General features: G+C 49.9%; 12 protein-coding genes. 1 reads left to right on the top strand and 11 read right to left on the bottom strand.

Translation table 11 applies throughout. The features are described 5' to 3' along the window. Positions 1–191: 191 nt before the first annotated feature. From srtB to rsmH, 5 genes are all read right to left on the bottom strand, one after another. Positions 192–992 carry a class B sortase gene (gene srtB / locus DW739_RS04170; protein WP_182427929.1) on the bottom strand — a complete coding sequence of 267 codons (801 nt, stop codon included), beginning with the start codon at positions 990–992 and terminating at the stop codon, positions 192–194. 199 nt (positions 993–1191) lie between these two features. Then, a complete protein-coding gene (locus DW739_RS04175) occupies positions 1192–5415 on the bottom strand; it encodes a vWA domain-containing protein (RefSeq protein WP_118742667.1) in 4224 nt (1407 codons plus the stop codon). Positions 5416–5467: 52 nt separating this feature from the next. Next, positions 5468–6133 carry a hypothetical protein gene (locus DW739_RS04180; protein WP_117796377.1) on the bottom strand — a complete coding sequence of 222 codons (666 nt, stop codon included), beginning with the start codon at positions 6131–6133 and terminating at the stop codon, positions 5468–5470. 255 nt (positions 6134–6388) lie between these two features. Further along, positions 6389–7234, bottom strand: a complete 846-nt coding sequence (locus tag DW739_RS04185; RefSeq protein ID WP_117796475.1) for a tyrosine-type recombinase/integrase — start codon at positions 7232–7234, stop codon at positions 6389–6391. A 310-nt stretch (positions 7235–7544) separates the two neighbouring features. Next, the gene (rsmH, locus tag DW739_RS04195; protein WP_117796375.1) at positions 7545–8603 is read right to left on the bottom strand and encodes a 16S rRNA (cytosine(1402)-N(4))-methyltransferase RsmH; all 1059 of its coding nucleotides are present in this window, start codon (positions 8601–8603) and stop codon (positions 7545–7547) included. Between the two features lie 525 nt (positions 8604–9128). Between rsmH and DW739_RS04200 the strand changes: the two genes are divergently transcribed. After that, a complete protein-coding gene (locus DW739_RS04200; protein WP_118683898.1) occupies positions 9129–9914 on the top strand; it encodes a MerR family transcriptional regulator in 786 nt (261 codons plus the stop codon). A gap of 234 nt (positions 9915–10148) precedes the next feature. Here the strand turns inward: DW739_RS04200 and addA are convergent, their stop codons facing one another. The 6 genes from addA to DW739_RS04235 all read right to left on the bottom strand — a co-directional run bounded on the left by addA (position 10149) and on the right by DW739_RS04235 (position 20904). Then, a complete protein-coding gene (gene addA / locus DW739_RS04205) occupies positions 10149–13976 on the bottom strand; it encodes a helicase-exonuclease AddAB subunit AddA (protein ID WP_118742668.1) in 3828 nt (1275 codons plus the stop codon). Between the two features lie 66 nt (positions 13977–14042). After that, positions 14043–17510 carry a helicase-exonuclease AddAB subunit AddB gene (gene addB, locus DW739_RS04210; protein ID WP_118742669.1) on the bottom strand — a complete coding sequence of 1156 codons (3468 nt, stop codon included), beginning with the start codon at positions 17508–17510 and terminating at the stop codon, positions 14043–14045. 34 nt (positions 17511–17544) lie between these two features. Further along, positions 17545–19047 (bottom strand): RNA polymerase factor sigma-54, encoded by a 1503-nt coding sequence (gene rpoN / locus DW739_RS04215; RefSeq protein ID WP_118742670.1) that lies wholly within the window; start codon positions 19045–19047, stop codon positions 17545–17547. A 90-nt stretch (positions 19048–19137) separates the two neighbouring features. After that, positions 19138–19476 (bottom strand): DUF1292 domain-containing protein, encoded by a 339-nt coding sequence (locus DW739_RS04220; protein WP_022358993.1) that lies wholly within the window; start codon positions 19474–19476, stop codon positions 19138–19140. A 298-nt stretch (positions 19477–19774) separates the two neighbouring features. Beyond that, positions 19775–20308 (bottom strand): hypothetical protein, encoded by a 534-nt coding sequence (locus tag DW739_RS04230; RefSeq protein WP_118742672.1) that lies wholly within the window; start codon positions 20306–20308, stop codon positions 19775–19777. Positions 20309–20322: 14 nt separating this feature from the next. Continuing rightward, on the bottom strand, positions 20323–20904 hold the full coding sequence (locus DW739_RS04235) for a cob(I)yrinic acid a,c-diamide adenosyltransferase (protein ID WP_118742673.1): 582 nt from the start codon (positions 20902–20904) through the stop codon (positions 20323–20325). Positions 20905–20980: the final 76 nt, after the last annotated feature.

The raw sequence follows: 20980 nt of genomic DNA on the forward strand, positions 1-20980 counted from the left end.
TGCATCATGGTAACGCATTTTGTTTTTCCACATCTGGAACATTCCCCATCTTATTCTGCGTTACTGTTCACGCATACGTGCCCAATAACGGAATTTGCCGTGGCTTTGCATTTAAATACGGCAAATTCCTGCTGCCACCACGTTTTCTTACGGCACTTTCGGTTCCAAAAGTGCCTACCCGGGAACAGTTACTATTCTGCCGATTCATACGCATATAGAATTGTCCGGGCATTGTTAAATTCATAGCTGCATGTCACAAATGAATACAAACGCACGATCGTCCCCTCGATCGGCGCGGACGCGCTCGCGCCCGCTGTCATCTGCTGAATATATGACGCAAATTCTTCTCCCGATGCAAACTCCGTTTTCCGGCGGATCGCATCCGGCGATGTGCAGACAGCCGCCAGGGCTTTTAAATGAATCTCCCGCTCCGGCGTATAAAGAATGATTTCTGAATGCTGATCGAAATAGCCCTGATCCTTGTATCTGGAAATGTCCTTAAACATACTTCCATTCTTCATGTGATGGCCGTACAGCACGTTATGCAGGGACGAAAAATCTGCCCGATCGGCATAGTCCAGAAAAATCGTGCCCGCCGTGCTCTTCTGCCCGTTCAGGTCACGGTGCAGGTAATAATCATTGTCCTTCCCCTGAACCACCGGATAATTGATCTGAGTTCCCGGAATCTGAATCCAGGCAACGACGTCCGGATTCTGGGAATCCAGCACTGCGAAATCAATTGCTGACACATATTCTGTCTCCTTTATTGCATCCGTCTCATCTATCTCATTTTCCACTTCTGGCACTTTTTTCTCCGGCATTGTTTCTCCTGTCGTCCCTGCTTCCGACATTCCCACAACCTGAGCGGTCAGCTCTTCATGCGCCTTCTCCTGACGCATTTCATCCCATTTATGCATTGCCACCCCCGCTGTACCGAACGCCAGACAGATGACAGCTATCACAGCCGCTGCTTTCCGTGTCCACTTTTGCATCGATCCCTCCATCTTTGCCCGTGAAACGTTCTGCGCCTTTATTTGTTAAGCAAATTATATATTTTTATAAATGATGTATTAATTTGCATACAAAACGAAACAGATAACAGCATAGTTTTAGGACAGCGCCATTTTTTCTGGCGCCGCCCTAAAAACCTGCTCTTATAACCGGGCAATTTTTATTTTTCTATGTCTCGTCTTACTCTTCCGTCTTTTTTCTGCCCGTCATTAATACATAAGCTGCTGCCATCATTCCAATTGCCAGCAGAGCCATCGGCACATCCATCCGATCCGTATCCCCGGTCTTCGGAAGTCCTTCTGCCGGTACAACCGGCTGAGGTTCTGGTACAACCGGCGTAACCGGTTCCGTCGGCTGGGCTGCCGGTCCCGACGCGGTTGTGGTCGAAGACTTTTTACTGCCAGAACTACTTCCGCCTCCGTGACCGCCGTGGCTTCCGCCTCCGTTATTGCCTGGATTCGGGGTCGGGGTAGGATCAGATCCCGGTTCCTGGCTTCCATGTTCTACCACATATGATACGGTCGGCTTCGGGAATTCTTCTGGCCGATACTCATTTCCACGGCTGTCTACCGGATACAGGACCGCCTCCTGATTGGTATAGAGCCCTTCATAGTGCTGGCTGCCGTCCCGGTCATATTTTCCATAGGTTCCATCCGCCGTCTTTGGGTTTATCAGTTTTACGGTATAGGTCAGCTGCACCGGTGCAAAGTTTGAAACTGGTTCATTTATATACCAGGTAAACATCTCTGTCTCTGCCTTATTTCCCGCGTCATATACCACTTTAAAACGATAATTCTGCGGTCCCGGTTCTCCGTCTCCAAAATACCAGGTGTTGCCCTCCTGATACATAGAAAGCGCTTTTCCCCCTACTGTCAGCTGGTCTAAATGATCGAAATCAAAGTTATAATCCTCTTTCACATAGCCCATATAATCTTTCACAACAGAACCTTTATCAACGGCATACAAAATATCATTTTCTATACTGTCAAATGAAACCTGCTTTCCATTCGCGAGGTACCGCATGAAACTCATTCCCCACTCATAGTTACTTGCCGTTCCGGGCGGCGTAATCGGCATCGCATAGCAGTGATATCCTTCCGAAGCTGCCTGTGCGTACGCCTCGTATGAAAGATATAATGCCTTATCGATCGAATTCACATAATTTCCTGCTTCCTCCACCGGTGTAATAAGCGATGCATCCGGTTCCGTTCCATATGGATAGTCGTGTGTATCCTTCTGCTCTGAAAGTCTGGCTCCTATGCCGGTCAGCCATGCATTCCAGTCCGTCGGTGCCTGATTATTTCCATACTTGGATTTCCAGTTATCCGGTCCTGCAAAATGTTTCGGAGAATCTGCCATAAATCCCCAGGCAACCGCCGTCGGATTCTCATTAAACATATAGGTAATACCATCACTGACAACTACCAGCGTCTTGCGTTCATCTGCCACTCCTGTATCCTGGTCTAACATCGATTTACCCGCTAAAATACCTGCGTGAAGATTGGTTCCACTCTTAATCTCCCGACAAATGGCTGCTTCAATCGCCTCATATTGGGTCTCCAAATCCATAAATCCATCCGTATGAGCTTCCTTGTTAAAGAGCACTACTCCCACTTTGACCTTTGCTCCCTTTTCCTGCACTTCTTTCTTGAGGTTCTGAAGCATTTCCAATGCCTGCTCTTTCAGTCCCATGCTGGTTGATTTATCTAAGACAAGCACCACATCACTTACCAGCTGCTCCTCCGCTGACGGCAAGGACAAAGCCACTTGAGACTTAAAATTTTCATCCAGCTGTTCCGCTGTCTTCGATTTAGAAGTTCCTCCCTCTGGAATCGTCGGAAGTTCTCCTCCCGGAATCGTATATGATACAGTCGGTTTCGAAAATACTTCCGTTTTTCCTTTTTCCTGATCGCTTCCAACCGGATGCAGCACTGCTTTCTGGTTCGTATAAAGTCCATCATACTCTTCGCTTCCGTCTTCATCGTACCGTCCATACGATTCTCCTGGATTGTTCTTCGGATTTACCAGTTTTACCGTATAGGTCAGCTGCACCGGTTCATTATTTTTTACCGCCTCATTCATCGTCCAGACGAAATGTTCTCCTCCTTCTTTATCCGACGGATCGTATTCCACCTTAAAACGATACTGAGCTGCATTCACGTCTTCATTTCCAAAATAAACGGTATTTCCATCTTCCAATTTAGAAAGCTCCCTGCCGCCAACAGTCAGACGGTCGATGCTCTTTAAGTCAAAATTGTAATCATCCTTGACCCAACCCATATAATCTTCCACAGTCGAGTCCCGATCGACGGCATAAAGGATATCATTTTTGATATCTTCAAAACTTACCGTTTTTCCGTCTGCCAGATATTTCACAAAGCTCGGTCCCCATGGATAGCTTTCACCAGCAGATGAACCAATCGGCATCGCATAGCAGTGATACTGTTCCTTCGCCGCTTCCAGATATGCCTCATAGGAAAGATAGAGTGCTTTATCAACGCTATTGGCATATTTTTTTCCTTCATCAGGTGGGGTACATGGCATTAACTCTCCTTGCTCATATGAATGGTCAAATTCATCGCCCTGATTATCCATCTGTGCTTTGATTGTACCCAGGCGCTCGTTCCACTCATCCTCCGATAATGCTTTATTATTCCCATATTTAAGAATCCAGTTATCCGGTCCCGCCCAGGAATGTTCTGAACCATCATTCTCAAATCCCCAGGCAACCGCCGTCGGTTTTTCCCCAAAAATATAGGTAATGCCATCGCTTAAAAGCACAAGGCTCTTTCTTCCTGCTGCCACCTGCGTATCCTCATCCAGCATTTTCTTGCCTGCAAGGATTCCAGCCGAAAGATTCGTTCCGCTGCTAATATTCTCACGGATCGCTGCCGCAATCGCATCATACTGGGTTTCCAAATCCATAAAGTCAGACTTGTGCGCTTCTTTATTGAAAATAACGACTCCAACCTTTACTTTTGCGCCATTTTCCTTTGCCTGCGCCTGCAGCTCCTTAAGCATCTCTAACGCCTCATTTTCCAGCTGCACGCTGGTAGATTTATCCAGCACAAATACAATGTCATTTTCCAGTTTTTCCTCCGCTGACGGAAGGGAAAGTGTTACCTGGGATTCAAAGTTTTCGTCCAGATTGGTAGCTTTTTTAGACTTCGAAATCTGCCAGTGTGGAATTTCTTCCACTTCCACTGCCGACAAAACAGCTACGTCTGTCAGACCAAGCTCCATCGCGGAAGTTACAAATGCGGCTGCGGATGCATTCTTAATGCCTACCGTTTCATATGAATCCCCCAGAATGCGTTCAAAATTGTCTTCTTCTGCTTCGTCGCCTACAATCGCCTTATTTTTTTCGTTTTCATCGTTCTCGTTCTCTTCTTCTTTTGCATCAGACGGAGATGCCATTGCAGCTGAAGTCAAAAACATCGAAAAATGAGCCGAACGTGATACCTGAACTGAATCTTCGTCCTGGGCGCTGTCATTTTCTGAATCCGATGTATCTGTTTCGGACGCATCCATGCCTGCTTTTTCATTCTCGTTCTCAGAATCCAGCTCCGATAAATCTTTCTTGTCATCCGCTGCTTCCGGTTCTTCTTTTATATCCGAGGTATCTTCTGAATCTCCTGTATTCGGTTCCTGCTCCTTCTGCTCTGCTTTGTCCTGTTTTTCTGGATCCGAGGTTTCTTCTTTTATTTGATTGTTACCTGCATCTGAAGCATTTTCCTGCTCCTTTACATCGTCCTCCAGAGCCGTATCCTCTTCTGTGATATCTTCACTTCCTGCCGGAACTGCACTTTCCGGTTCTTTTACCTCATTTTCTATCTCGGTCGGAACCGCTTCCTCTGTCTCCAGCTCAACCTGCTTTTTTACTTCACCAAATGGCGCAACCGTCATCCATGCGCTGGCTCTTCCATCCACCAGAATCCGTCCGGTGCGCTCTTTTGAAGAAGAATTGGTCATCAGGAAAATAATTTCTTCATTTCCGCTGATCGTATACTGATCCATGTCCTCTTCATCCTCTAAGCGGGCATACATTTTCAAAGTAAGCCGGTCGTTTTTCTTCTCGAAATCTGGATGCAGTTCATATAGATTTCCTTCTTCAAACAGTCCCTCGTAGGTTTCTGCCTCATCGCCGGAAAACGTAAATGCATCCTCTTTTACTGTCTTTCCTTTTTTAGCAGCATCCCGGATTGCCTGCCTGAGGACTTCTTTTTCCAATGAAAATTCCTGTCTTTCATCCCCTCCTTCGGATGTGGCAGCTGCAAATGCGGCTGTATTTGCCACGCTTGTGCTCAACATACTGCTGCACAAAAGCACTGACATGAAACGCCTTGACTGGCGCCCAAACCAGCCTTGACTGTAACTTTTCCCCTTTTTCTTCGCTTTTTTCATTCTTTTTGCCTCCTGTCTTATCTATCATCAACGCAGGTCCCCTTATGCAGATTTAAATACCTCCCTTCTGCACCGCTTTCACGCCATGTTCCCGCAAAAATGGCTCGTACAATTCCTCTTCTGCTTTTTTCCGCGCTGCCACCGCATCCTCAAGGTTTACGAAGGTTCCAAGGTTGTACACTTTTCCCTGAAAGCCGATCGCTGCCCGCCACCGGGAATTTTCCCGCTGGTAGACGCCTCGGTAGCCGCTTGTATTGTTTGCCGTATTTTTCTGGTTGGCGATTCGTTCCAGGCAGGTTCCGCCTACAAAATGAATCGCTTTTTTCATGTTTTTCTTTCGTGTCTCCGCCTGCAGGCACCCACAGCTCTTGGTTTTTCCCGCGCACAGGCTTTCTTTGGATGCCTCAATCAGGCGTCCGCAGCTACAGACACATTTCCAATATCCGCCTGTCCGGTTGGAATTATCCGCCTCTTCAAGCACTTTCAAACGTCCGAACTGACGGCCTGTCAGATCGATCCGCCGACTGGACGGAAGCTCCTTCCGATAGCACCCGCAGCTTTTCGTATGCCCTGTTTTCAGATGGGACTCCTCCACGGTCTTTTCTTTCCCGCAGTCGCACCGGCACAGCCAGTAATGGCGGCGGCTTTTTGCTGCCTGTTTTATTTCCCGGCAGACAGTCAGACGTCCATACCGGCGCCCCGTCAGATCTTCTCTCACATACTCCACCTCCCCGGATGACATAATGGGAATTATGTCATATCCGACTGTTTCATTTTTTCTTTTATTTGCAAAGCTTTTGTCGAATTTTCCAGATTTTGGATAGAATATCTGTGTTATTTCAAGTACTGTTTTTAACGCCTTTGTATGTTGAAATTCTTTCTCAGAAGTGATAAACTTAATAATAGAATCATATATTTAGATATGTATGCAGATTTTTTCCATTTCATGACATAATTCCCATTATGTTTTTCGTCAATTTTCCCTATCAATCAACAAACCTAATTCCAGCTGTCTGCGGCACGCTTCCCGACTGCTGATGATCGTATAACGGCGTGTCGTTTCTACGCTGCTGTGACCCAGATAGTCCGCCAGACGAACCAGATCGTGATCGCGCTCATAAAATATCTTGGCAAACAGATGGCGCAGATTGTGCGGATATACCTTGCTCGGAAGAACACCCGCTTCGGTGCAGACGGATTTCATGTCCGCCCACACATTCTGTCTGCGGACTGCCTGCCCGTTTTTTGTGACAAAGATGCTGCCTCTCACAATCCGCTGCTTCCGGCAGTACTGCGTCAAATACAGCATCAGCGACTGCGGCAGCAGGATCACCCGCTGTTTTCCCTTACAGTCGATCACTACTTCCCCCTGTGCCAGCGATTCCGCTGTAATATATGAAAGCTCGCTGATTCGTATGCCCGTGCTCGCGATTGTCTGCAAAATCGCACAGAGACGTTCATCGCCGCGTCCCCGTGCCGCCTTAACTAACTTCTGGTAATCGCTGCGCGTCATTTCCCGTCTCTCATCGCAGAAAATCCGCTTCTGCACCCGGAACGTGCGGACACAGTATTCCTGTCTTCCGATAAAATGAAAGTAGCTGTTCAGAGATGCCAGCATCGAATTGGCGCTGGATGTTTTATAATGGGCTTGCAGATATTCCTTAAACGATATAATTGTGTTTTTATCCCATTCTTCACCCACAAACATCAAAAACTTTCTCACATCCCGGCAGTATTTTTCGATCGTATGGCTGCTTTTTTCCTGTTCTCTCAAATAATCCCTAAATCGTTCCAATTCATTTTGTGTTTCCTGTTTCAATGCGTTTCCTCTCTTTCTCACGAAACTTTCTCGCGGATTTGTTTTTTTCGCAGCTGTTTCTTCTTTCACAACTGTGACCACTTTTCTATTTTCTGAAAAGTAATCTTATAGTATACGCACCGGAAACAGAAATCTCGCTAAAAAAACATTTTTGCTCTTTTAATCGGATTTTTGCAGAACCAGACATCACTGCGCCCGAAATTTTTTCACATGGACTCTCTTTGATCTTCACAATAAAAACAGGACAGCCGCTCCCATATTGCTCGGAACAGCTGCCCTGTTTTTTCATATATTTTCTTTTATATTCATTTTACTCTTCCGCCCGGATCGCCCAGCGCATCTTCGTCGAGCGGGCACGCGGGTTCTGTACGCACTCCTGCGCGGACGGGCGCACCACATCTTTGGAATATTCTTTATAGATACCGGCGCGATATCCCTCTTTGAGCGCCGCTTTCACCAGTTTATCCTCTCCGGAATGGAAGGTCAGGATCGCTGCCCGTCCGCCCGGTCGAAGCGCATTTGGAAGCTTCTCCATAAACTCATAGAGTACTTCAAATTCCTGGTTTACATCGATCCGGAGCGCCTGGAAAACACGCTGACAGGTCTTCTTGACTGTCTCCTTTTTCTCCTTTTCCGGAAGGAAATCCAATGTTTTTTCAATGATTTCACGGAGTTTCGTGGTCGTATCGATCCGGTTTCCACGGCGGATCTCATCCGTGATCGCTTTTGCCAGCTCCTCGCAGTACGGTTCGTCTGAATTTTCGTACAGCATGCCCGCCAGCTCCTCACGCTCGATCGTGTCAAGGCGCTCGGCGGCGCTGATGCCTTTTTCCTGATTCAGGCGCAGGTCCAGCGGTCCATCTACCTTGAACGAAAAGCCTCGCTTCGGATTGTCAATCTGCATTGAAGACACGCCCAGATCGGCTAAAATAAAATCAAAACCACCCGCTTCTTTGGCAATCTCATCGATTGTACAGAAGTTCTGGAGACGGATTGAAAGCATGTCCTCGCCATAGCCCGCTTCTTCCAGGCGTTTCCGCGTCTTGGCGGATTCCTCCGGATCAACATCGGTCGCATACATATGTCCCTGACCTTTCAGGCAGGCCAGCATCGCCTTCGTATGTCCGCCGTATCCTAGCGTCGCATCAAATCCGACCTGCCCCGGCTGGATCTGCAAAAAATCCAGAATCTCCTGCACCATAATGGAAATATGCATGCCCGCTGGTGTATTTCCCTTCTGAATCACGTGCTGGATCGTGTCCTGATACTTCTCCGGCTGCAGCTCTTTATATTTTTCTTCAAATTTTTTTGGATATTTTCCTTTATATCTGACACGCCGTTTGTGTGGTGTCTGATTTTCCTGATCCATAAAAGCCTCCCATATCTGCTTAGATTTTCCATTGATTTTCCCATCTGTCAAATCGAAAATCATATTGGTTCAAGCATATATGGAAGGCGTTCAAATGTCAATTCTTTCTTGATTTTTCCAGATAAAACGCAGCATCATAGGTATACAATAAAGGCGTTTTGGTTGAAATGTTTCTCCGGGCAGATGTTTGCAGATGAGCCATCAAATCTTTCTGTATATAAAATACTCATTCTCCCCAATGTCTGACGCTCCTGCCTGCCCGGATACTCCTTTTCAACGTGCATAGTATGACAAATTGTGTGGCGTTTTGCATCGGCGGAATACTTGACACAGCATCCCGCTTTCAATAAAATGATTATACATCGTACATTGATGTGCGATACAATCCCTTTTTAGCTAATTTATATAATTTTTACTTATTTTTCATGTAATTATAAAAAACTATGAGTGTAAAAAATTGCACCAGAATTCTACATGACAAATATACATGATTGCACATCTTATGGATATCTAACAGGAGGTTTTATGACGCACGATAAAAAACGGCTGCTCTCGATCGGCGAGGCAGCCAAAGCGTTGGAAGTGACCCGGCGCATGATTTTAAATTATGAAGACAAGGGTCTTATTCTGCCGGATCAGAGAGACGGTATCAATGGAAACCGTTACTATACAGCAGACACCGTCTCGCGCATCCGGAGCATCCGCATTCTGCAGAATCTCGGTCTGTCGCTGGATGATATCTATGCCTATTATCACGGCACGACGGATCTGGAGCCGCTGATCACTCGTCTGGAAGATCTGCGTGACGAGATCAGCCGGAATATTGAGAAATTAAAAGAACATTCAAAAGGGCACAATGACTTTGAAATCCGACAGATAGAACTTCCCGCCCAGACCGTTTACTGCCAGGATCTGCATTCGACAGAACTTGAAGACAAGAAAGAGCAATTACGTGGCGTCTTCATCAAGGCGATCCGCCAATATGGTTCTGACACCACCCAGCATATGTTTTTCACCGAATACAACCTTTCGAATCCGGGCGATTTTACCTGCTGCATCGCCGTCCCGCCGGAAAGCCGGGGTGAACATCTCGTCACCCTGCCCCGCCAGAAAGCGCTCTGTATCTTTTATCACGGTGCCTATGAAGGTCTTCCTGTAATTGTGAAGCATCTTTGTGCGTATGCAAACAAATATCAGATTCCATTAAAGGGCACCGCCCGCCACCTCTATCTGGAGGGACCGCCCCAGCACAAAAATCCTGAGAATTTTCTGACGCAGGTAGCGGTTCTGATGGCGGATGATACCCTTTAACCAAAACTTATTTCTCTAATTTTATTATTTTAATTCCTCTGGGCGCAGCACGCATTGACCCACTCTATAAAGTTATAGGCCGCGGCAGCCCGCATGGACATAAACAAAGCCCTGATCCGTATAATCCGTAAAACTCCGGTACTCCGTCAGATCCTCCTGCGCCGCATATCCCGGCGTATTGACTGGAAATACGATCGGCTCCGAACGTGCCTATCTGTATCCAGAATCACTGCCTTACACTTCAATCGCCCCAAACCGGAACGAATACAGGTAGCGCTCCGCCACCCTTTTTCCTGTCATCTGTTCTAGTGCGCGGGTATAGTAGCGCACCTGTGCCTCATAGCGGCGGATCAGAATGTCTGAATTTTCCACATAATCTGTCTTATAATCCACCAGAACCAGCTTGCCGTCCTCCTCAAAAAAGGCGTCGATGATACCCTGTATCAGAATCCGCTCATCCGAATCCCAGTCGCCCATTTCGCGCGCCGGAATACCGATGACGAACTGTTTTTCCCGGTACAGTTTCCCGGCTGCTGCCGCTCTCTGCATGCGTTTTCCCAATGAACTGGCTGTCAGTTTTGCCAGATCTGAGCCGCGCACCAACGCCGCCGCCTCGGCATCCATCCGCCCCTCAGCCGCCAACTTCGCCGGAAATGCATTTAACTCCTGTCTCGACATTGCCCGCTCAAACGGCAAAAACTGCAACACACGGTGGTACGCCGTACCGCGCGTCGCGCCGCCTTTTTCTTCCTGCTCCTTCTCCATAAACACTGGCAGCGTCGGCAGAAATACCATCTCCTCCTCCTCTTCCTCCATGCCCTTTTTCTTGAGTTCAGAAACGGACATCTTGGTGTTGAGACTCAGATCGTCCAGGTATGGGTACTGGAAATGGTAGTTGTTGCTGATGATCGATTCTATTTGCCTGATATTTTCGAGCCGATTTTGCGTGTTTGGATGATTCTCGTCATTCGACAAATGGCTGTCCTCCCCCGCCAGCCACCGCAGCCACTCTCTCGATAACGTCTGGCGTATCTGCGTGCCAATCTCACGGTCGATCTGGTCGGAAAGCGTTTCCATCTGATATGAAATCCACGGATTTTTTTCCGGAATACTCATCAAAATCCAATCCAGATACGAGGAAGCCAGCGTCAGAATCGTATACGGAATCGCCCCGTGTTCGGCTGCCACTGCGCTCCACTTCGCAATCCGATCCTCCAATTTCCGGGAGGACGCCGTCAGAATCAATTTTTCCTTCGCACGCGTCAGCGCCACGTAAAGAACGCGCAGTTCCTCGCCCAGCGCCTCCAGTTCCATTCGGCGTTTCATCACATTTTTCTTGAGCGTCGGTCCCTTGATGCGCTTCTCACTGTCCAGATAGTCGGTTCCGATTCCCAGATCCGCGTCAATCAGAAGTTTCCCCCGCGTATCCTGCTTGTTAAAATTTTTTCCCATTCCAGCCACAAACACGATCGGAAATTCCAGTCCCTTGCTCTTATGGATACTCATGATCCGCACCACCGTTCCCTCGGAATCTGCCACCGGCGCTTCACCAAAATCTGTATTGTATTTTTTCAGCTTCTCAATATACCGGATGAAATGGAACACACCCCGGTAGCTCGTCGCCTCATAGGCTGCCGCTTTCTCCACCAGCATATCCAGATTGCCGCGCCGTCCCGCCCCGCCCGGAAGCGCCGACACATAGCGGTAATAGCCCGTTTTGTCGTAAATCCGGTAGAGGAGTTCGTGCATCGGCAGGTAAACAGATTCCTGGCGGAATGTATCCAGGAGAGTAAAGAGTTTTTGGAGTTTTCGGCGCAGGTTATTCTTTTGAATTAATTTATTTTTTTGAAAACGAAACGCATCCGCGATCGACGACTCGTCACTTTCGTCATTCGACTTCACCGGTCCATCCTCGTTCATATACTCCACAACCGCCCGGTAAAGCCCTGCATCCCGCGACCGGTCAACGCCCGCCTTATGTTCCGCCACAATCCACGCCATCTCCTCATCAGAAACGCCGCCAAACGGCGATTTGAGCACCGACGCCAGGGGAATGTCCTGCATCGGATTGTCGATGACTGCCAAAAGATTCAGCACCGTCTCGACTTCCAGCGTATTAAAATATCCCGTCCGAGACTCTGCGACCGCCGGAATCCCCTGCGTCGCCAGCACCTCGATAAATTCTTCCGCCCATCCGCTGACGCTTCGAAGCAGAATCACAATATCCCCGTACTGCGCCCGACGGTAAGCGCCAAGCTCCTTATCCCAGATCGTGATCCCCCGTTTTTTATCCGTCATCTCACGGATCTTTCCGGCGATCATGCGCGCTTCCAGCTCTCTGGCGGTGTAATCGGCTGCCTCATCATCCAACTCGGGGGATTCCGTCTCTTTCTGCGGCTGCGCCGACAAATCCACCAGCAAAAGCTCCGTCTTTAACTCATCCAGGCCATCCCGCTCTTCAAAGGCTGCGCCCGGATGCAGTGCCGCATCTTCCGTATAGGATATATTTCCCAGCTTTTCCGTCATGATACGGTAAAAAATCGCATTGATCGATTCCAGTATGTGATCCCGGCTTCGAAAGTTCTGGTGAAGCTCGATCTTCTGGTGCGCGCTCTCCTCCGACGTGTATGTACTGTATTTTTCCAGAAATAATTCCGGTCTCGCCAAGCGGAATTTATAGATACTCTGCTTGACATCGCCCACCATAAACACATTCGGGCGGTCAAAGCGTTCACCGCTGATGCACTGGATCAACGTCTCCTGAACCAGGTTGCTGTCCTGGTACTCGTCCACCAGAATTTCGTCGTACTGCACGGCGAGCTCATCCGCGACTGTGCCTGGTACACGCACTGTCCAGGCATTTTTCCCCTGCATCTGATCGGTTTCTTCTGCACTTGAAGTTTCCTTCGCCTCGGAACATTCTGCTTCCGGTTCTGTCAGAATCTCCAGCGCAAAATGTTCCAGATCATGAAAATCCACCACATTTTTCTCTTTCTTCTTCGCCCTAAACCGCCGTCCAAATTCCTGCGCCAGCTCCAAAAGTTCCAAAATCCGCTCTTTTCCAGCTTCCATATCCGCAAGCATCTGCTCCGGGGATGCAAACAGATACTCTCCTTTTAACTTTTCAACTGCTTTTTTGACCCGGCTGCGGCAGTCGGAAACAAGCGCCTTTTTCTCCGGATCGACCTCCCCGTTTTTGCCGCGGATCGCCGCCAGACGCGAAAACGTAAATTGTTCCAATGCCTCCGAGATCGTTTCAAACGAACCGGCTGCCCCGCAGACTGCCTCCGCATGGCGCAGATCTTCCTCGATCATCGACAGGTACGGCATCGGTCCCCCCGTCTCCTGGCAGATCTCCCACGCCTCCCGAAGCTGTATTTTCCACTCCTGCGCCTGCAATGCAATATCACGCAAAAGGAACTGCATCCACTCCGTCTGCTCCAGCTCTCCCTGTTCGGTCAAGAGCAGCTCCTCACGGCATTTTTCATACCACGCATCCGGCCACGGGTTACTCTGGGCGAAATTGTAGACCTGCATCACATACTCGGCAATTCCACCGTCCGCCTTGCCCGTCGCATACGCGTCCACAAACTCCTCATACCGTTTCCCGCCGTCGCGGTAATAATCTTCCAGCAGCCCATCCATCACATCAGCGCGCATCAGAAGCATTTCGCCCTCATCGCCAACCCGGAATGCCGGATCGATGTCCAGCCGGTCAAAATGTTCCCGCATGATATGCAGGCAGAAGCTGTCGATCGTCGTGATCTGGGCAAACTGAACCAGAACTGCCTGCTGCTGGAGATGTTCATTTTCCGGCTCCGATTCCAGTTTTTTCTCAATCGCCGCCTGGATCCGCTCCCGCATCTCCGCCGCTGCCGCCCGGGTAAAAGTCATGACAAGCAGGCGGTCTATGTCCTTCGGGTTCTCCCCCTCCGTGATCATCTGGATGATCCGCTCAACCAGCACCGCGGTCTTGCCGCTTCCGGCCGCTGCCGACACCAGGAGGCTTTTCTCCCGCCCCTCAATTACCTGCTTCTGTTCCCTGGTCCAATTTACTGCCATTTCTCGCCCTTTCCTTTTTCATGACTGGTTCTTCTTTCATTCCCACAGTCACAGCCAAACACAAACTTACCGTTCCGTTTCCTTATCCTTTTCTTCCATCTTCCCCCAGATCTCCTCCGGGCTCAGCTTATCAAAACGCCGGAACTGGTAGCCGTCCGTTTTCAAATCAAATCCGCACACACTGTGGTACGGGCAATAATCGCACGCCGTTTTCTGGCCGTTTTTGTACGGCGACGCCGCAATGTTTCCATCCAGAATCTCCCGCCCCATATGCTTCATTTTCCGGTTCACATACGCGCCCAGCACACGGAATTTTTCTTCCCCTGCCGCCTGCGAACGCCGCTCAACGATCGCCTCATTTTTAATCGAAACCGGCACAACATCCGAATCCGCCGTCGCCTCCTCGCCCAGCCGGTTATCCAGATGTGCCAGTGCCTCCCGATCGCCGTTTACCAGCCCGTTCATCCGCAGTGCCTTCAAAATATCGGCATTCGTCTCCTCCTCCGACTCCACCGGCTTGCGCTCCACCATCGGATCCTCGATATGATAATAGAAAAGCCCCGCTGGAACCACCGTTTTATCCGGGTATTCCCGCCCGATCTTCTCCATCGCCGCATCCATGTAGACAACCAGCTGCAGCTGCAATCCATAATAAATATCCGTCAGGTCAAATTTCGTTTTTCCCGTCTTGTAATCAATGATCTTAAGGTACAGCCGGTCTCCATCCTCGCAGAGATCGATTCGGTCAATCCGCCCGCGCAGATGGATCGCCTCCTCGCTTGAAAGCGGAATCCGCATCGCTCTCAGGTGATCCATCGGTGAAAAACTGACCTCAAACCCGGCTGGCTCAAAATCACCTTTTTTTAGCTGTTCCGTCAGTGCCCAGATCGTCCGATCCGTGATCCGGTATACCTTCCGTTCCAGATACTGGTTCCGGTACGAGCTTCCCAGAATCGCATTGCCGTATTCCTCCGTGACCGACGCCACACACTCCGCCACCATTTTCTGGCGGTCTTCCTCCGAAATGCCGGAAAACCGGCGATTTTCCTCTTTCATCCGCGTGAAATACATGTCGATCGCCGCATGGAACAGATTTCCGATATCCGACGGGGCAATCTCGTACATCTGCCGTTCCGACAATTCCAGCCCATACGAAAGAAAATGTGCATACGCACACGACGCATACAGCTCCATACGCGTCACACTGCCCCGCAGAATCGGGCTATAGAGCGCCCGCGCCGCCGCCTTCCCGATGCCCGTATCCTGATAGGTATAAAATGCAGCATCCGAGAGCGCCTGCATTTCATCCCGGTACGATTCTGCCTGAATAAAGTATCGGTACAGCGATATAAACTGGTCATTTTCCCCGCTTTTTTCATCCTGCAGTCCCCGAAGCACCCAGCTCATGCCAAGCTCCGGCGACCAGAGCGCTTCCTTCTCTTCCTCCGGCTGTTCCAGACGTTTCTCCGGAAATAATTTAAGCAGCTGCAGCATCAGACTCGAAGGACGCATCGCTTTTCCCTCGGCAGAGGACGCCGCACACGACAGATAGAGATAGTCCGACGGCTTTGTCAGCGCCAGATAGAGATAAAATCGCTGCAAAAAGCTTTCCTCCCGCGCGGTCGGCGCCAATTCTACCTGCATTTCCCGCAGCGCCCGGCGATCCGCCTCCGAAAGGATCCCGCCGCGTCCCGAAACAGACGGCACTATCCCGTCATTGACTCCGGCAAAAAACAACACTTTTATATTGGAAAGACGGGTTCGCGTGATATCGCCGACCACGATCCGGTCCACGACCGCGGGGATCAGTCCTACCTTGATCTCCGCAAAACCGGCGTCCAGAATCTCTGCATACTCCCGCTGTCCCATGACCTCCTCGCCGAGAAGCGCCACAATCCGGTCAAACAGGTCCATCACCAGCCCATACACCTGCCCGTACTCCTTGGCAAGACTCATATCGCCCATTTCTTCAAACTGCTGCGCCATCGCCGCCAGCTTCTGCTCCATCTCAAGTGCCTCGAGAAAATGGACCAGCGCCTCCGTCCGCTCGCGCACCGTTGCTTTGCGGTTGGAAAACACCTCCCGAAGCGGCAGAAATGGTGTGACAACCGCCTCACGGAACTGATTTAACTCATCCAGATTGATAAGCTCTGCCCCCCGGTACACGCGCTCCCATGTACTGTTCCACCGCTTAAACCCGCGGATTCCAAGCGCAATTACATAATTTTCCGCCTGATAGATCACTTCCGGTGAAAGCCCCGCAAGCGGCATCACCAGCCCTGTTTTCAGGAATCGAAACACCGATTCATAGGAAAAGCCCGATTGCAGCACCTCCAGCGCCGCCCGGATTAGTTCCACCATCGGGTTACTTAAAATATTTTTCTTATAATCAATAAAACACGGGATCTGATTCTTCTCAAACTGCCTCAGAATCTCCCGCGAATATGTCTCCAAGTCGCCGGTAATCACCGCGATCTCCCGGTAACGGATGCCCTCCGATGCCACCAGACGCCGGATTTCTCCGCATAAGAAAGAGATTTCCGCCTGCGGGGTTGCTGCTTCAATTAGACGCAGGCTTTCCCGGCCGTGTTCAGCCGCAGCCCCGCTTTCGTTCCCGCTCCCAGAATGATACACCTTTCCCCTATATCGGAACAATTCATTTTCAATAAATCCCAGTTCCGGGCTGTCCTTAAATCTCCACATTGGTTTTTCTTTCAACAAAATATCCTCATCCCGTCTGCATCCGGCAGCTGCAGCACGATCAATCAGACGGCAGACGGTATGACGGCTCATGTAAAAGAGCTTCTGCTGCACGCTCTCGCGGTACGGGTTGTCCTCCGGATCCATCGTGACCGTCACGATCACCTTCCGGCAGCACCGGAATAAGAGTTCCAGAAGCTCATACTGGATCGGCGTAAAGCCCGTATAGCCATCCAGCGTCACAACGCTATCGCGGATGAGCTGTGACTGCGGCAGCACCCGGCAGAGAAGGCTTAAAATTTCTTCTTTTACGATCACTTTTTCCTCGGTATACGCCTGGAATGCCCGGTATAAAACCTGCATATCCAGAAGCTTCTGGCGCAGCAGCGGGCTTTTCGTCTCCCCGATCAGCGTCTCCAGCTTTTCCTCCGTGATGCCGTACTGGAAAAACTCAGACAGCATCGATTTGATCTCGCTGATAAAGCCCGCCTTGTCCAGATGCCCTCCAAACAGGTGCAGATTTCCCCGGACGCCCGATGAGACGCGCCGCAGAACCATCGATTTTCCCATATCATCCAGCACCGCCAGATTTTCAATCGCTAGTTCCTCAAACACCCGGTATGCCAGACGCTCAAAACTGACAATATCGATATTCATCACGCCATGGTTCGGATGCAGCATCACGATCTCTTTCTGCGTCTGCATCGTAAACTGTTCCGGCACCAGAGCAAAAAAACGTCCGTCCGGCTCTTCCATCGACTGACGGATCAGATTTTCATACAATGTCCGTGTCTTTCCCGAACCGGAACCACCGATTATAAATTGCAATGACATAGTTTTCCCTCTGTCTTTCTGTCTATGTTTTCTGTCAGATACCAAAGCACTTCCGCCCGGATGCATCCCGGATTCCCATTTCTTCCCGGTATTTCGCCACAGTCCGCCGCGACAGCGTGATCCCCGCTTCCGCCAGTTTTTCTGACAGCACGCGGTCGCTGAACGGCTTTCTCGGATTTTCCGTTTTGATCAGATGGCGGATTGCCTCCCGCGGATCTTTGCCTGTTTCCATCCGATTCACCACTTCTGCCTGAACCGCCGTTTCTTCCTGATTCGCCGCCTCTTCCCGATCTGCCATTCTTCCCTTATCCGTCGTCCCGAATCCCCCCGCAGCCATGTGTCTTGAAAAGAAATATGACAGCGGAAAGATCCCCCAGCGGCATTGAAGATATTTTTCACGCACTGTCCGGCTCAGCGTCGGCTCGCTGACCCCCAGCGATTTAGCCGCCTGTTTCTGCGTCCACGGAGCCAGTTTTCCACTTCCTTTTGCAAAAAACTCCCCCTGTACGCACAAAATCTCTTCTGCCAGCCGCGCCAATGTCCGATTGCGCTTCCCAATGCACTGGCAGACCCATTCAGCCTGTCGGATTTTCCCCTCGATGTATTCCTTCGCCTCCGTCTCGGTATCTTTCTGCTTCATCAATGACAGATAATACGGATTGATGGCAATCTGCGGCAGTGTCTCATCGGGAAGCTGCATTTCAAATCCGTGTTCCGTCTGTGAGATAATTATATCTGGTACGATATATTTATCATAGCTCTCATCCCCATATCCGCTTCCTGGTTTGGGATTCAGCTCCCGGATCCGCGCTGCTGCCAGAAGCACTTCCTCCAGCTTGCAGGAGCATGCACGGGCAAGCTGCTTCATCTGGTTTTTTCCCAGCAGATCCAGATGGTTGGAAATGATGCGTGCCGCCAGAATTTCGGTTCGCATCGTTTCATTCTGAACAATATCAATCACCACGCTGCCGTCCTCTGCCAGGTAAGACAGCTGCATCAACAGGCACTCCTTCAGCGACCGCGCCCCGATCCCGCGCGGTTCCAGCCTGCCAAAATTTTTCCAGATACGCTCTCCTTCTGTCTCCTCAATTCCCAGCCCAGCGCAGAGTTCTCCAAAATTCACGCTGAGATATCCGCTTGCATCCAGATTTTTGATCATATAGCGGAATATTTTTTCTTCTCTTTTCGTCAGATGCAGCATACACGCCTGTTCCAGAAGTGATTCCAAAAGCCCCTCCTGGCTTCGTCCCGGCTCTAATCGCCCCGCCTCTTCTTCCTCATCCTGATAATAGGTCTGGTTCTGGCGGTCAAGGCTGGCAAGTTCTTCAAGTCTGCGGATTTTCTCGTTCAGCTCTCCATTTTCTTCCAGCCGTCCGTTCTCCGGCTCCCGCTCTTCCAGATCCACCACTGGATTTTCCAGCGCCATCTCTTCTATGTACTCTTTCAGCTCTATCTGCCCCATCTGAAGAATATTTGCGGATTGTATCATTTTCTGGGACAAGGTCTGTTTGAGCTTTAACTCCTGTTTCAGTTCCATCGTACCACCCCTGAAAAGATGTAAAACGCCCAGATGCCTCGCCGTTTCTGCCTGCGAAGTACCTGGGCGTCCTGTCTTTTGCCTGCCTAATTACTGATCCAGCTCGTCCTCGCCGACCAGCTCATCATATTCCTGCTCGTCCAGAAGCTCGTCAAACGCATCTGCCACGATCTCATACTCATCGTCGTCCTCGATGTTTTCCAGGTTCGGCTGTCCGTTCTCATCCTCGCTGTAACGGTACAGATATACCTCTCCGTCCTCTGCCTCGATGTCATCCATCGGAAGAAGGGCAATATAATCCTTGCCGCCTGCCGGGAAAATCGTCAGAACAACACACTCAATCTCTCTGCCGTCATCCAATGTCAGAGTCACGGTCATCTCCTCGCCGTTGTCGATCTCTTCCTGCGTCATATTCTTATTATCTGCCATATTTTACCTCTTTCTTTTCTATGCCTTTTCTACGTCCCACAAGATCCGTTGGCGGAATCCTGTCTTGACTCCACTGTATCAGAGTATTCTGTAAAAATCAAGACTTGACTTCCTCATTGTCCTCTTCATCTGCCGCCTCGTTACTGTTCACGCATACGTGCCCAGTAACGGAATTTGCCGTGGCTTCGCATTTAAATACGGCAAATTCCTGCTGCCGCCACGTTTTCTTACAGCACTTTCGGTTCCAAAAGTGCCTACCCGTGTACAGTATCGCCGCTTCATTCCGATACGCCGCCATCTATTCCAGCCCCTCATCCGGCACCTGTACGCGCATTCCACGTGCAAATGCCCGGTTTAAGCGGATTGTGTGCCGTGCCAGCGGGTTAAACAGCATATAGATGCAGAATACCGCCTCTATAAATTCGATTGCCGCCGCCGTCACCAGCATGAAAACCAGCGGAAATGGCAGCCACCAGCTCATCTGAAGCAGCGATACGCCGCCCCACACGATACTCGCCCCACGCCCGATCAGCATCAACACCGTAAGCACCGGGCTCTCCCGCAGCATCAGCATATACCAGCCATAAAAAATAAACGGTCCCAAAAGCATCATGACCGCATTTGTTTTCTCCATTCCATAGACAAATGTCATAATCAGATAAAACAGGCAGTACAGAACCCGCACCCCCGTCAGAATCCGTACCATCCAGTGCAATGCCTCATTCTGCTCCCCGTAACCCGGAAGTGTTTTTTCCATCTGTTTTACCCACATTGCCCATTCCCGCTGCACTGCAGCGTACTCCGGACGATGCTTTCTCTTTATAAATCCCATTCAGAGTCCCCTCTCTAATATTCAATTCCCCGCCGCGCCAGGATTTTCCGGTCAAACGGATGCTTGATTTTTTCCATCTCTGTCACGTAATCAGCCCGCAAAAGCAGCTCCTCCGGCGGTTTCCGCCCCGTCATCACAACTTCCAGATCCGCTGGTCTGTGATCCAGAAAATCCACTATATCCGTCAGCTCCAAAAGTCCCGAAGAAAGAGAAGCACAGACCTCGTCCAACACCAGCAGAACATCGCAGGTTTCACAGAAGTTATTCTCCTCCGGTGCTTTCGAACCGTTCTCTTCTGCTTCCCCACACCGCTTCACTGCCTCACGGCACGCCGTCTCAAACATACTTTTATAATAATTCGCTGCCTCCCGCTTCACCTCATCGGTCATTTTCCACGTGAATCCAAATGTTTTTTCACAGGGAATCAACGTCACCTCCGGGAGCCGCTTTAAAATCTCCACCTCCCCAGACTGATCCGTTTTTAAAAAGCGGGCAGCAACTACCTGTTTTCTCGCTCCTGCTGCCCGGACCGCCAGACCGATCGCCGCCGTCGTCTTTCCTTTTCCGTCGCCGCAGTACAGATGTACACATCCCATATATTTTTCCTTTTCTTTCTTTTTATCCCGCTTTTCAGCGCACCGATACCAACTATCTTATCATATCAAACTGCCA

Source organism: Clostridium sp. AM28-20LB (assembly GCF_003480665.1).
GTDB lineage: Bacteria > Bacillota > Clostridia > Lachnospirales > Lachnospiraceae > Otoolea > Otoolea fessa.

What these genes read in the sequence shown, in the direction of transcription:
- DW739_RS04230 (WP_118742672.1), bottom strand. Translation starts at nt 20,308, where the DNA reads ATGGGATTTATAAAGAGAAAGCATCGTCCGGAGTACGCTGCAGTGCAG.
- DW739_RS04175 (WP_118742667.1), bottom strand. Translation starts at nt 5,415, where the DNA reads ATGAAAAAAGCGAAGAAAAAGGGGAAAAGTTACAGTCAAGGCTGGTTT.
- addB (WP_118742669.1), bottom strand. Translation starts at nt 17,510, where the DNA reads ATGTCATTGCAATTTATAATCGGTGGTTCCGGTTCGGGAAAGACACGG.
- addA (WP_118742668.1), bottom strand. Translation starts at nt 13,976, where the DNA reads ATGGCAGTAAATTGGACCAGGGAACAGAAGCAGGTAATTGAGGGGCGG.
- DW739_RS04220 (WP_022358993.1), bottom strand. Translation starts at nt 19,476, where the DNA reads ATGGCAGATAATAAGAATATGACGCAGGAAGAGATCGACAACGGCGAG.
- DW739_RS04235 (WP_118742673.1), bottom strand. Translation starts at nt 20,904, where the DNA reads ATGGGATGTGTACATCTGTACTGCGGCGACGGAAAAGGAAAGACGACG.
- rsmH (WP_117796375.1), bottom strand. Translation starts at nt 8,603, where the DNA reads ATGGATCAGGAAAATCAGACACCACACAAACGGCGTGTCAGATATAAA.
- rpoN (WP_118742670.1), bottom strand. Translation starts at nt 19,047, where the DNA reads ATGGAACTGAAACAGGAGTTAAAGCTCAAACAGACCTTGTCCCAGAAA.
- srtB (WP_182427929.1), bottom strand. Translation starts at nt 992, where the DNA reads ATGCAAAAGTGGACACGGAAAGCAGCGGCTGTGATAGCTGTCATCTGT.
- DW739_RS04200 (WP_118683898.1), top strand. Translation starts at nt 9,129, where the DNA reads ATGACGCACGATAAAAAACGGCTGCTCTCGATCGGCGAGGCAGCCAAA.